This is a genomic window from Halomonas sp. Y3, from assembly GCF_024137965.1.
Lineage (GTDB): Bacteria > Pseudomonadota > Gammaproteobacteria > Pseudomonadales > Halomonadaceae > Halomonas > Halomonas mongoliensis.
The window spans coordinates 1,448,032-1,460,180 of sequence record NZ_CP099975.1 but is presented as its reverse complement, the minus strand read 5'-3'; the positions used below and the strand labels follow the sequence as shown (position 1 = coordinate 1,460,180).

The following is a 12,149-nucleotide window of genomic DNA, read 5'->3' as shown; positions in this document are numbered from 1 at the left end:
CGGAGTCCGCTCCGTCCTCACGAACTGGAGAACTTCTATGGCCATTGGTGTCTGGATCAGCCTGATTGGTTACTTCGTGCTCATGATCGCCATCGGCGTCTATGCCATGCAGAGAGCCACCTCTTCCTCGGAAGACTATATGCTGGGGGGCCGCGCCCTCAGTCCCAAGGTGGCGGCACTATCGGCCGGCGCCTCGGACATGAGCGGCTGGCTGCTGCTGGGCTTGCCCGGCGCGCTCTTCATCTCTGGCCTGGGCTCTGCCTGGATCGGTATCGGCCTGCTGGTGGGCGCCTTCCTCAACTGGACGCTGGTCGCACCTCGCCTGCGGGAACAGACGGTCCACTATGGTAATGCCATTACCATTCCGGCCTTTCTGGCCAACCGCTTCCCGACCCGGGCACTCGCCCTGCGCACGGTATCTGCCGTCGTCATCGTCGTCTTCTTCGCGGTCTATACGGCGTCTGGCCTGGTGGCGGGCGGCAAGCTGTTCGAGAGCGCCTTCTCCGGTATCTACAACTTCGGCGGGATGAGCGATTACGCCATGGGCGTCGTGATCACCCTGGGCGTGGTGCTGGCCTACACGGTGGTCGGCGGCTTCCTGGCCGTGAGCCTGACCGACTTCGTGCAGGGCTGCATCATGATGCTGGCGCTGGTGCTCATGCCGGCGGTTGTGCTCTTCGGGGAAGGCGGCGGCGGCTTCGCCCAGGCCTCCGAGACCCTCAACTCGGTCGACCCGACGCTGCTCTCCTGGACGGCGGGGCTGACCTTCGTCGGCTGGCTCTCCGCGGTGGCCTGGGGGCTCGGCTACTTCGGCCAGCCCCATATCATCGTGCGCTTCATGGCCATTCGCACGCTGAAGGATGTGCCCATTGCCCGCAACATCGGCATGAGCTGGATGCTTATCTCCCTGATCGGCGCCGTCTCCCTCGGCGTATTCGGCCGGGCCTACGCGATCCGCAACGGGATGGACGTTCAGGACCCTGAAACCATCTTCATCATCCTGGCCAACCTGCTGTTCCACCCGCTGATCACCGGCTTCCTCTATGCGGCCCTTCTCGCGGCCATCATGAGCACCATCTCCAGCCAGCTGCTGGTCTCCTCCTCGTCGCTGACCGAAGACTTCTACCGCCTCTTCCTGCGCAAGGAAGCCAGCGAGAAGGAGAGTGTCGCGATAGGCCGCCTCTGCGTGGTGATCGTCGGCGTGGTGGCCGCCATCATCGCCTCCGACGAGGACTCTCAGGTGCTGGGGCTGGTCAGCAACGCCTGGGCTGGCTTCGGGGCGGCGTTCGGCCCGCTGATCATCATGTCGCTGATGTGGCCGCGCACCAACGGCGCCGGCGCCATCGCTGGCATGGTCGTGGGTGCCGTCACCGTGATGCTCTGGATCACGCTTGGCTGGAACGCCGAATTCATGGGCGGCCCCGGCGTGTACGAGATCATCCCCGGCTTCATTGCCTCCCTCGTCGCCATCATCGCGGTGAGCAGCATGACGGCCGACGCCGGTGAGTATCGGCATATCGAGCGTGACAGCCGGGCATCGTGACCCGAGCGAGGTAGAGAAAGAGCTCCTTCGGGAGCTCTTTTTATTGGTGAGGGCACCCGGGAACAGGCTCTCTTCGCATCAGCCTCCCAGCAGTGCGCGACCCAGCAGCAGGCCGGCAAACAGCCCCAGTGCCACCAGGCTCCAGGGCGGCGTCGCCAGCCGGCGCTGCCAGCGGCGCCCGGGGGAGAGGCCCAGCGGGCGCACAAAGGCCGCTCCCAGGGCCCAGATACCCAGCAGCACCGCCGGCAGGCGCATCCCGAGGGGCAACCCCTGGATCAGCGCCGGCTGCAGCAGCAGCCAGACCGCCAGCCCCGCCGCTACCAGCAGAGTGAGCGCCGGCTCCCGCCGGGCCTGTACGACAGCAGAGGCGATACGCATGGTCGTTCCTCCCAAGGGGCCTGCTTCCCCAAGTCAAGACGATTTCCGACCGATGCGCGACCCGCCGACGTTGCGACGCGGCAATTCTTGTACAGGCACCCCCTAGCCCTCCCCTGGCCAGCCTTCAATTCTTGCCTGACAGGCCGCACTCAGTGGCCATTTCACTCGCCGCAACATTTTTCAAGACTTCTACCATCTCATATTCTATAGTCACCCTTGTACAACAAAAGATTTCTCCCCGGGCCCCTGACGCCCATGACCGACGCGAGGTCTCACTGATGAATCAGCATCGCCTCATCACCGCTGCCCTGCTCTCCGCCGCCGGCCTGATCGCCAGCCAGGCCGCGCTGGCCTACCAGGCCGGTGACGTCTTTGTCCGCGGCGGTATCGCCCAGACCGACGTCAAATCCAACAATGGTGATCTGACCGCTGACAACCTGCGCCTGAATGTCTCAGACGAGCGCGGATTCTACTACGGCCTGGGCTACCTCTTTACCGACCAGATCGGCATCGAGCTCAGCGGCCAGGAGAAGGTCGAGCATGACCTGACACTGGGCGGAGGCCCTATCGGCAGCGTCGACCGCATGCCGGTCAATCTGCTGGTCAACTACTATCCGCTGGGCGGCATGGACTCCCGCGTCCAGCCTTATGCAGGCGCCGGCCTCAATTACACCCGCTTCTCCGGCGAGGAGTTGCCCGGGCTCGACGTGCGCCGCAGCTATGGCGTTATCGGCCAGGCAGGGGTGGACCTGGCCGTGGCCCAGGGCGTCATGCTCAACGGCTTCGTCAGCTATGCCGACGTCTCGGCGGATGTGCGCCTGGGCGGCGACAAGATCGGCGAGGCCAAGATCGACCCCATGACCATCGGCGGGGGCATCACCTACCAGTTCTGATGTCGCGCCAGGCAGGACGATGGCGGTAACCAAGGACCCCGCCGGGCTCGACCCGGCGGGGCCCTATCGGTTCCTCACCCACCTTGTGCATTTCGGCTTCACTTGACGCTCGTCAAGAAAGTTCCCCGGCGGCCTGATTAAAATTGCCTTAACCTCGACAGGTACAGAATGCCTGTACGAAAACGCTGAAACCGGAACGTCAAGGAGTCGCCCCATGCGCAAGCACCTCCCCACCCTGCTCGCCGCCGGCCTGGCCGCCGCCGCCTTTACCACCAGCACCCAGGCACTGGCCTATGGCGCGGGCGACTTCTTTACCCGCCTGGGCGTCGCCAAGGTAGCGCCCAAGAGTGGTAACGGTAATCTCGATACGGCTCTTGGCAACCTGGCGGTAGATGTCCAGGATGACACCAACTTCGCCTTCACCCTGGGCTATCGCTTCCACGATAACGTCGGCGTCGAGCTGCTCGCGGCACTGCCTTTCGAGCATGACATCAACCTGAACGGCCAGAACCTGGCTTCTACCAAGCACCTGCCCCCGACCCTGACCGTGCAGTACTACCCCCTGGGCGGCACCGCGGCCCTGGTGCAGCCCTACGTCGGCGTGGGCGTCAACTACACCCGCTTCTCCAGCGAGAAGCTTGATATTGATGGCATCGACCTTGACCTCTCCAGCTCTTGGGGCGCCGCCGGCCAGGTGGGCGTGGACGTCCTGATTGATGACAACTGGGCGCTCAACGCCGCCGCCTGGTATATCGATATCGACACCGACGCCAGCCTCAACGGCACTGAAGTAGGCACCGTAAAGATCGATCCCTGGGTCATCATGGGCGGTATCAGCTACCGCTTCTGATCCTCGCGACACCCTCGTGAAACGCAGGAGGCCCGCCATTGGCGGGCCTCCTGCGTTGGTGGGGAAGCGCGTCGGCCCTGTTCAGCCCTCGGTGACCAACCGGTCGATGCGCGCTACCGCCTCGGCGATCATCTGCCGCTCGCAGGCCCGGGCTCCGGATTCGGCCAGCCAGGCCTCCACGGCGGGGGCTACCTCGCACTTCGCCGGCATCGGCGCACGGGCCTCCACCAGCGCCTCCAGACGCACGATAAAGACGAAGCGCAGCCACTGGGCCAGCGACATGGTGTCGGCACAGAAGGGCTCGACGCTGGCAAAGGCAGCGGCCTCGGGAGGCTCCATACGCCACTGGCTGGTGGCGCGCATGGTCGCCTCCAGCTCGCGCAGGGCGACCGCCAGCTCCTGGTGAACGCTCATGAGAAATACCTCGGTGATGTGTACCACCCATTATCCTGATGATCCCCCTCCCCTGGCTACCCCACCCATTGTCCACACCCACCCACCCTGCCCGGGATACCTTGCGCACAGTTCACAGTTTCCCTGAACGGGGCTGTGGATAATCTCTGGAAAGGCGACGCAGAGCCACGGTTCATGGGGGCTCGCGGCGATCGATCAAGAATTGACCACGCCCCTGCGACTCCACTGTGCTCGGCAGCTGACAGCGGCAGGCCGCCAAGGTAGAGTGCACGGTTCGATGACGGGAGAGAGCATGCAACCCATCCATACTCTTCATGACTTCTTCGTGCGCAGCGGCGCCGAGGTGAACCTCTACCATCTGGGGCGCCGCGTCACGCCCTGCGAGCTCGCGACCCTGGCGGCCTTCGAGGCCGGCGATCAACCCTGGCCGTCCCCCTGGCAGGGGCAGGCGCGCCTGGGGCTGGTGTTCCGGCTGGGCGACATGCCCGACCCGGTCATCTGGTTCCTGGCGCTGCCGCTGGATGAGCAGGGTCACCTGAGCCCGGCGCCCCGGGACGCCTTCCTGCAGCGCCTGCTCGAGACCCTGGGCCGCAGCGTGGAAAGCGTCGGTCGGGAGGACGGCGAGGCGGTGGACAACCTGATGAAGGACAACCCGCTCGCCTTCACTCCCTCCCTGTCCTTCCAGGCCATGCTGCACGCCCGGGCCACCCTGGCGCTGGGGCGTCCCGCCAGTGAGCATCTGGAGCCGGCGGAGGCCTACTTGAGCGGCCAGCAGGGCTTCGACTGGCAGGCCCTGGGGCTCCAGGGGCTGGCCGACTTCGCGGTGCGCATGGAGGCCGATGACCAGGCACGCCTGGCGGTTCGGCTGCCCGAGCTGCCGGGCGAGGTGCTCGCCTCCCTGTGCTACTGTCTGGAACATGTGGCTATCAGCGACGCGCTGGCCGGGGCGTTGCGCGAGCGCGGCGAAGCCGCGGCCAGGGCCGGCGACATCGAGGGCTTCTGCGCCTGCGTGCGCGCCATGGCCGGCGCCGAGGGCCGCCTGGCCGGCGCCTGGTACGACGCCCTGCTGGCTGACGCCGACGCCTGCGGCCCCGACCTGCTGGCCGCCATGGCCGGACGAGGCTGGCACCATCTGGAGCACGGCGAGCGGCTGCCCCGCTTCCTGGGCCGCCTGGCCGAGTGCCAGTCCGCCGACTTCATGACGGTGGCGCGGGACCTGGCGCTGATCCCCAGGCTGCGGCTGCCGGTGCTGATGACCCTGCGCGAGGCACCGACGGACTCCCCCATCGGTCGCCGGCTGGCCGCCCTGACCCGTTGAGACGCCTGCAAGGATTTCCATAAGCATGAAAGAACTGCCCTATACCCCCAAGGCGGTGATCGGCCGTCGCGAGATGGTAGAGCTGCCCGAGATGCACCTGAGCCTGTGCGCCAAGGCGGACACCGGGGCGCGCACCTCGGCGCTTCACGCCGAGGATATCGAGTCCTTCGAGGAGGATGGCCATCTCTGGGTCAGCTTCACCACCCGCAGCGGCGGCCCGGACACGCCCCCCCATGTGTTTCGCATGCACCTGCACGACCGCCGCAAGGTGCGCAGCTCCAACGGCCAGGAGGAGTGGCGCTATGTGATCCGGACCTCCCTGCGCCTGGGCGAGCTGGAGTTCCCCGTGGAGCTGACCCTGACCGACCGCCGCAACATGCGCCACCCCATGCTGCTGGGCCGACGCGCCCTGCGTCGCCTGCTGGTGGCGCCCGGCGCCGCCTTCCTGCACGGCGAACCCTGAAGCGAACGACACCGAGACTCACGGCCACTGGAGCCCTTCGATGCATATCGCGCTGCTGTCACGCAACCGCAACCTCTACTCCACTCGCCGGCTGGTGGAGGCCGCCGAACAGCGCGGCCACAGCGTCAGGGTGGTCGATACCCTGCGCTGCTACATGAGCATCGCCGCCCACCACCCCTCGATCCACCTCAAGGGGGAGGAGCTCGAGCCCTTCGACGCGGTGATCCCGCGCATCGGCGCCTCGGTGACCTTCTACGGCTGTGCCGTGCTGCGCCAGTTCGAGATGATGGGCACCTATGTGCTCAACGACTCTGTCGCCATCACCCGCTCCCGGGACAAGCTGCGCTCGCTGCAGCTGCTCTCCCGGAAGGGGCTGGGCCTGCCGATCACCGGCTTCGCCCACTCCCCGGACGACATCCCCGACCTCATCACCATGGTCAAGGGAGCGCCGCTGGTGATCAAGCTGCTGGAGGGGACCCAGGGCATCGGCGTGGTGCTGGCCGAGACCAACCAGGCCGCCGAGAGCGTGATCCAGGCCTTCATGGGCATGAAGGCCAATATCATGGTGCAGGAGTACATCAAGGAGGCCCGCGGCGCCGATATCCGCTGCTTCGTGATCGGCGACAAGGTGGTCGCCTCCATGAAGCGCCAGGCCGCCGAAGGGGAGTTCCGCTCCAACCTGCACCGCGGCGGCACCGCCAGTGTGATCCGTATCACCCCGGAGGAGCGCTCCACGGCGATCCGCGCCGCCAAGGCTATGGGCCTGAGGGTGGCCGGTGTCGACCTGCTGCGCTCCAACCACGGCCCGGTGATCATGGAGGTCAACTCCTCCCCCGGACTGCAGGGCATCGAGAGCGCCACCGGCAAGGATATCGCCGGGCTGATCATCGAACATATCGAGAAGAATGCGGCGCCCAGCCGCAAGGCACCGCCTAAACCCAAGGGGTAATTGCGCAGCCAGGGTGAAAAGTTCTCAATAGGGCATAATTATTGATCGCCGGGGGTAGCAAAACAGTGTTTCCCCCGCCACAATCTGCGTCACCGGAGGAGGTGACCGCTCATGTTTCTCGACAATCGCCAAGTGGCGATGGACAGCGTCCTTGAGGCGCTGGCCGACAGCATCGACTATTTTCAGGACAATCTGGAGCGCCTGCGTCCCAGCCTGCGTGACACTCTGAAACCTCACTACGAGGCCAGGAGCCGGTCGATGCGCGAGCTACAGGAGCTGGCCAGGGAGCATCTGCGAATGCTGCCCCGGGACGCCGACGTGGAGCGGGATGACTACATGTGGCTGTGGAGTCGATTGAAGAGCTTCGTCGGCAACGAGAGTCAGGTGGTGGTCAACGAGCTGCTCGAACAGGAGCGGGTGCTGATGCAGGCCCTCTCCACCCTCTACACCCATCCCCTTCCCGACCCCATCGAGCCGGTCATCGAGTCCTGCTGGAAGGGCTGCCGGGCGCTGATCCGCGAGCTCTACGCCCAGCAGAAGTCCCGCCGCCGCTGAGCTAGCGCCCGCACGGCGCCTCAGCGAGCCGGCGTCTCGGGCATTTCCGGAACCAGCCAGGCTTCCCAGAAGGGAGGTGCGACCTCCAGGGGCTCCAGCGGGCCCAGGAAGTGCGGCTCCCGTCCCCAGAGGTAGAGGTCTCCCAGGATGGCCACCCGCGCCACCCACTCGCGAGCCTGCAGCCGCCACTCGCCGCTGAACCTGCGCGAGGGCGATGGCACCGCACAGCCGGTGACCTCCAGCCCCACGGCATCGGCGATATAGAGCGCCCTGGGCAGATGCCAGGCCTGGGTGATCAGCACCGCCTCCTCCACGCCGAAGACATCACGCGCTCGCACCAGGGTATCGAAGGTGCTGAAGCCGGCGTAGTCCAGGGTCATGTCGGCATCGGCCACCTGGCGCCCACGCAGATCCCGCCACATGGTGACGGGCTCGTTGTAGAAACGGGTGCGGTTGTCGCCGGAGAGTAGCAGATGATCGACGCGGCCCAGCCGCAGCAGCCGGGCCGAGGCGCTCATGCGCGCATCGAAGTAGGGATTGCGAACACCGCTGCGGGTCCAGTGGGAGGTGCCGAACACGATCCCCACCCGCTCCCCGCCACACAGCGGCAGGGTGTGCTCGATACGCGAGTGGGTCCGTCCCAGCACCCAGAGATTGGCCGCCACGAACAGCAGGGCCGCCAGCAGCGCGGCGGCCCCCAGGGTCATCAGCAGCCCCCGCAGGGCCTTCCAGGCGGTTCGCTTCATGGCCCTCCCCGGGCGTGTGGCCAGGCCGCCGTCAGAACATGCCGAGTTCGAGCCGGGCCTCTTCGCTCATCATCTCACGACTCCAGGGCGGGTCGAAGACGATCTCGGTATGCACCTTGCTGATCTGGGGAGCGCCGAGGATCTTGTTGCGGGCGTCGGCGGCGATGACGTCGCCCATGCCGCAGCCGGGAGCGGTCAGCGTCATGCGAATGGTGACGATGCGCTCACCGCTGATCAGGCGCTCGATGCGACAGCCGTAGACCAGGCCCAGATCAACAATATTGACCGGAATCTCCGGGTCGAAGCAGGTGCGCAGCTGGTCCCAGACGAACTGCTCGATCTCCTCCTCGGAGGCGTCCTCGGAAAGGGTCGGCCGCGGCAGCGCCTCGAGCCCCAGGGCGTCGAGGTTGGCGCCCTCGATCAGGTAGAGGCGTCCCTCGAAGCCGACGCTCACCGTGCTCCCCTTGGCCTGCATCACGCTGACGATGCTGTCCTCGGCCAGGGTCACGGTCTTGCCGAAGGGGATGGAGATCGCCTCGACGTCGCGCTGCAAGGGCAAAGTCTGTCCCTTCTCGAGGCTGGCTATCTGCTCGATATCGCTCATGGCTCTCTCTGTATCCGTGGCCCTATCTCACCATGCCGATGACGCGCGTGAGCGCCTCGGCGAAGGTATCGATCTCTTCCAGGGTGTTGTAGGCGGCAAAGGAGGCCCGACAGGTGGCATCCACGCCGAACTGGGCCAGCAGCGGCTGGGCGCAGTGGTGGCCGGTACGAATCGCCACCCCCAGCTGATCGATCAGCAGGCCGATATCCTGGGCGTGAGCCCCGTCGACCACGAAGGAGAGCACCCCCGCCTTGCCCGGGGCCGTGCCCAGGATGCGCAGGCCGTCGATGCGCGACACCGCGGCGGTGGCGCGCTGGAGCAGGCGCTCCTCCCAGGCGCCGATGGCCGAGAGGCCGACGCCGGCGACCCAGCGCAGCGCCTCGCCCAGAGCGATCACCTCGGCGATGGCCGGGGTGCCGGCCTCGAACTTGTGGGGAATCTCGGCGAAGGTGGTGCCGGTCTCGAAGGAGACCGTCCTGATCATTTCACCGCCGCCCTGCCAGGGCGGCATCGCCTCGAGCAGCGCCGCCTTGCCATAGAGCACGCCCACCCCGGTGGGGCCGTAGACCTTGTGGCCGGAGAAGGCGTAGAAGTCGGCGTCGATGTCACGCACATCCACTTCCTGGTGGGGCGTGGCCTGGGCGCCGTCCACCAGGATCAGCGCTCCGTGGGCGTGGGCCAGGGCCGCCATCTCCTTGACCGGATTGACGGTACCGAAGGCATTGGAGACGTGGTTGACCGCCACCAGTCGGGTGCGCTCGCCGAGCAGCGCCCGATAGGCGTCGAGATCCAGCACGCCGCGCTCATCCACCGGGATCACCTTGATGGTGAAGCCCAGCTCGGCGGCCAGCAGCTGCCAGGGCACGATGTTGGAGTGGTGCTCCAGGCGCGAGATCAGCACCTCGTCGCCGGGCCCCAGGTTGGCGCGCCCCCAGCTGTTGACCACCAGGTTGATCGCCTCGGTGGTGCCGCGGGTGAAGATGATCTCGCGGTGCTCGGCGGCATTCAGGAAGCCGCGCACCGTCTCCCGGGTCCCCTCGAAGGCCGCCGTGGCCTCGTCGGCCAGGGTATGCAGCCCGCGATGGATATTGGCGTTGTAGCCACTGTAGTAGGCGTCGAAGGCCTCGATCACCTGCCGCGGGGTCTGGCTGGTGGCGGCGTTGTCCAGATAGACCAGCGGCCTGCCATGCACCTGGCGGGACAGGATCGGGAAGTCCGCGCGGATCGCCGCCACGTCGAGGACGGGAGACTCGGGGACTCGGGCAGCCAGATTGGTCATGGCAGGCTCCTCCTCAGGATAACGGGGTCGGGTTCACTCATCGCCCAGGGCGACGGCGGCTTCCACCAGCCCGGCCAGGTTGAAACGCTCGGGCAGCTTGCCGGCCACGGCGAGCTCCACGCGCTCGGCAATGGCGTCCAGGCCAACCGCCTCGAGCACCTCGCCGGCGAAGGCCAGGGTGAGCAGGCCGCGGGCCGTCTGCTCGTCGATGCCGCGGGCACGCAGGGCGTAGATCGCCTCGGGGTCGAGCTGACCGGTGGTGGTGCCGTGGGAGCACTTGACGTCGTCGGCGTAGATCTCGAGCTCCGGCTTGGCGTCGATCTCGGCGCGGTCGGAGAGCAGCAGGTTGGCGTTGCTCTGGAAGCCCTCGATCTTCTGGCTGTCGCGCTTCACCACCACCCTGCCGTTGAACACGCCATGGGCGCGGTCATCGAGAATGCCCTTGTAGTTCTCGTTGGAGAAGGTGTGGGGCGCGTTGTGGTTGGCCACGGTGTGGCTGTCCACGTGCTGGCGACCCTGGCCGTAGAAGAGGCCATAGAAGTTGGAGGTGGCATTCTGGCCGTTGAGGTCGCTGATCAGATCGGTGCGCACCAGGCCGCCGCCCAGGTTCAGGTTGAACGAGGTGTAGGTGCTGTCGCGCCCCTGCTCCACGTGAATGCTGGCCACGTGCAGGTCGGAGAGCGGTGCTTCCTGGAGCTTGTAGTGGGTCAGATGCGCCCCGCGGTCGACGATGACCTCCGCCACCAGATTGGTGAAGTTGGCCGCGGCCTCCTCCCCCACGTGGTGCTCGACCAGGGTCGCCTCGCTGCGCCCGCCGGCCTCCACCAGGATCCGCGGATGGCTCATCACCGCCCGCTCACCGGCCCGGGAGAGGAACTGCAGGATGATCGGCTTCTCCACCACGGTGCCCGGCGCCAGGCGCACCACGGCTCCCTCTTCGACGAAGGCGGTATTGAGCGCCGAGAAGGGCGAGAACTCCACGCCGGTCAGCCGGCCCAGGGGGCCACCCACCGCCTCGTGGTTCTCCTCCAGGGCCCGGGAGAGCGGCGTCACCGTCACGCCGTCCGGCAGGCCATCGAGCTGGGAGAGCGCCGCCGAGAAGAGGCCGTCGACGAAGGTCAGCCGGTAGGCGTCGAGGGGCAGCGTCAGCGCCGCCGCCGCGGCCGGGGAAAACTCGGCGTCCTCGGCCAGGGCGAAGTCACCCCGGGCGATGGCGCGCACGTCGGTGTACTTCCACGCCTCGTCGCGACGGGTCGGGAAGCCCAGGGCCTCGAAGCGGGCCGCGCCGGCCTGGCGCCGGGCGGCGATCCAGGTCGGCTCCTGCCCCTGGGCCTCGCGGCGCCGGGCACTGCGCTCGGCCAGGCGGTCGAGAAAGGTCTGTACCTCGCTTGTCACATCACTCATGCGGCGGACTCCTCCAGCACCCAGTCATAGCCACGGGACTCGAGCTCCAGCGCCAGGTCGGCGCCGCCGCTCTTGGCGATGCGGCCGTCGACCAGCACGTGCACATGGTCCGGCACGATGTAGTCGAGCAGGCGCTGGTAGTGGGTCACCAGCAGGATGCCGCGATCCGCGGCCCGCAGGCTGTTGACGCCATCGGCCACGATCTTCATGGCGTCGATGTCGAGGCCCGAGTCGATCTCGTCGAGCATGGCCAGCTTGGGCTGCAGCACCAGCATCTGCAGGATCTCGTTGCGCTTCTTCTCGCCGCCGGAGAAGCCCTCGTTGACGGAGCGCTGCAGGAAGCTGGCATCCATCTTCATCTCGGCGGTCTTCTCCTTGACCAGCTTGAGGAACTCCGGCGCCGGGATCTCGGCCTGGCCATTGGCGGCACGCTTGGCGTTGAGGGCCGCCTTGAGCAGGTAGATGTTCTTCACCCCGGGGATCTCCACCGGGTACTGGAAGCCCAGCAGCAGGCCGGCAAGTGCCCGCTCCTCGACCTCCATCTCCAGCACGTCCTTGCCTTCGAAGGTGATGGAGCCGGAGGTGACCTCGTAGCCCTCCTTGCCGGCGATCACCGCCGAGAGGGTGGACTTGCCGGCGCCGTTGGGGCCCATGATGGCATGCACTTCCCCGGCATTGATGGTCAGGGTGAGGCCCTTGAGGATTTCCTTGCCCTCGACCGTAACGTGCAGATCCTTGACTTCGAGCATCTTC

14 protein-coding genes are annotated in these 12,149 nt (G+C 66.8%); 7 read left to right on the top strand and 7 right to left on the bottom strand.

Features of this window, described 5'->3' with window-relative positions:
* Positions 1 to 37 precede the first annotated feature (37 nt).
* Positions 38 to 1,543 (top strand): sodium/proline symporter PutP, encoded by a 1,506-nt coding sequence (gene putP, locus NHL60_RS06965; RefSeq protein ID WP_253450673.1) that lies wholly within the window; start codon positions 38 to 40, stop codon positions 1,541 to 1,543.
* A gap of 78 nt (positions 1,544 to 1,621) precedes the next feature.
* Here putP and NHL60_RS06960 read toward each other — a convergent pair whose 3' ends face one another.
* Positions 1,622 to 1,921 carry a cyd operon YbgE family protein gene (locus NHL60_RS06960; protein ID WP_253450670.1) on the bottom strand — a complete coding sequence of 100 codons (300 nt, stop codon included), beginning with the start codon at positions 1,919 to 1,921 and terminating at the stop codon, positions 1,622 to 1,624.
* Between the two features lie 278 nt (positions 1,922 to 2,199).
* Between NHL60_RS06960 and NHL60_RS06955 the strand changes: the two genes are divergently transcribed.
* Together NHL60_RS06955 and NHL60_RS06950 are read left to right on the top strand one after the other, a co-directional pair.
* Entirely contained in the window at positions 2,200 to 2,814 is a 615-nt protein-coding gene (locus NHL60_RS06955) for an OmpW family protein (protein ID WP_253450667.1), read from the top strand.
* Positions 2,815 to 3,028: 214 nt separating this feature from the next.
* Positions 3,029 to 3,664, top strand: a complete 636-nt coding sequence (locus NHL60_RS06950; protein WP_253450663.1) for an OmpW family protein — start codon at positions 3,029 to 3,031, stop codon at positions 3,662 to 3,664.
* 81 nt (positions 3,665 to 3,745) lie between these two features.
* Here the strand turns inward: NHL60_RS06950 and NHL60_RS06945 are convergent, their stop codons facing one another.
* Positions 3,746 to 4,078, bottom strand: a complete 333-nt coding sequence (locus tag NHL60_RS06945) for a YqcC family protein (protein ID WP_253450660.1) — start codon at positions 4,076 to 4,078, stop codon at positions 3,746 to 3,748.
* A 292-nt stretch (positions 4,079 to 4,370) separates the two neighbouring features.
* Between NHL60_RS06945 and NHL60_RS06940 the strand changes: the two genes are divergently transcribed.
* The 4 genes from NHL60_RS06940 to NHL60_RS06925 all read left to right on the top strand — a co-directional run bounded on the left by NHL60_RS06940 (position 4,371) and on the right by NHL60_RS06925 (position 7,363).
* Complete coding sequence (locus tag NHL60_RS06940) at positions 4,371 to 5,396, top strand: DUF3549 family protein (protein ID WP_253450657.1); 1,026 nt, start codon at positions 4,371 to 4,373, stop codon at positions 5,394 to 5,396.
* A gap of 25 nt (positions 5,397 to 5,421) precedes the next feature.
* Positions 5,422 to 5,859: a RimK/LysX family protein gene (locus tag NHL60_RS06935; protein WP_253450654.1), complete on the top strand. Its 438-nt coding sequence runs from the start codon at positions 5,422 to 5,424 to the stop codon at positions 5,857 to 5,859.
* 40 nt (positions 5,860 to 5,899) lie between these two features.
* Positions 5,900 to 6,808: a 30S ribosomal protein S6--L-glutamate ligase gene (gene rimK / locus NHL60_RS06930; RefSeq protein WP_253450651.1), complete on the top strand. Its 909-nt coding sequence runs from the start codon at positions 5,900 to 5,902 to the stop codon at positions 6,806 to 6,808.
* Positions 6,809 to 6,919: 111 nt separating this feature from the next.
* Positions 6,920 to 7,363, top strand: a complete 444-nt coding sequence (locus NHL60_RS06925; RefSeq protein WP_253450648.1) for a hypothetical protein — start codon at positions 6,920 to 6,922, stop codon at positions 7,361 to 7,363.
* A 20-nt stretch (positions 7,364 to 7,383) separates the two neighbouring features.
* Here NHL60_RS06925 and NHL60_RS06920 read toward each other — a convergent pair whose 3' ends face one another.
* Genes NHL60_RS06920 through sufC form a run of 5 tightly spaced genes read right to left on the bottom strand, consistent with a single transcriptional unit; the run spans position 7,384 to position 12,145 of the window.
* On the bottom strand, positions 7,384 to 8,109 hold the full coding sequence (locus tag NHL60_RS06920; RefSeq protein ID WP_253450645.1) for a vancomycin high temperature exclusion protein: 726 nt from the start codon (positions 8,107 to 8,109) through the stop codon (positions 7,384 to 7,386).
* 31 nt (positions 8,110 to 8,140) lie between these two features.
* Positions 8,141 to 8,713 (bottom strand): putative Fe-S cluster assembly protein SufT, encoded by a 573-nt coding sequence (gene sufT / locus NHL60_RS06915; protein ID WP_253450642.1) that lies wholly within the window; start codon positions 8,711 to 8,713, stop codon positions 8,141 to 8,143.
* A gap of 22 nt (positions 8,714 to 8,735) precedes the next feature.
* Positions 8,736 to 9,992 carry a cysteine desulfurase gene (locus NHL60_RS06910; RefSeq protein WP_253450639.1) on the bottom strand — a complete coding sequence of 419 codons (1,257 nt, stop codon included), beginning with the start codon at positions 9,990 to 9,992 and terminating at the stop codon, positions 8,736 to 8,738.
* A gap of 33 nt (positions 9,993 to 10,025) precedes the next feature.
* Entirely contained in the window at positions 10,026 to 11,396 is a 1,371-nt protein-coding gene (sufD, locus tag NHL60_RS06905; protein ID WP_253450636.1) for a Fe-S cluster assembly protein SufD, read from the bottom strand.
* On the bottom strand, positions 11,393 to 12,145 hold the full coding sequence (gene sufC, locus NHL60_RS06900; protein ID WP_253450633.1) for a Fe-S cluster assembly ATPase SufC: 753 nt from the start codon (positions 12,143 to 12,145) through the stop codon (positions 11,393 to 11,395). Before sufC ends, sufD begins: the two co-directional genes overlap by 4 nt.
* Between the last annotated feature and the right edge of the window lie 4 nt (positions 12,146 to 12,149).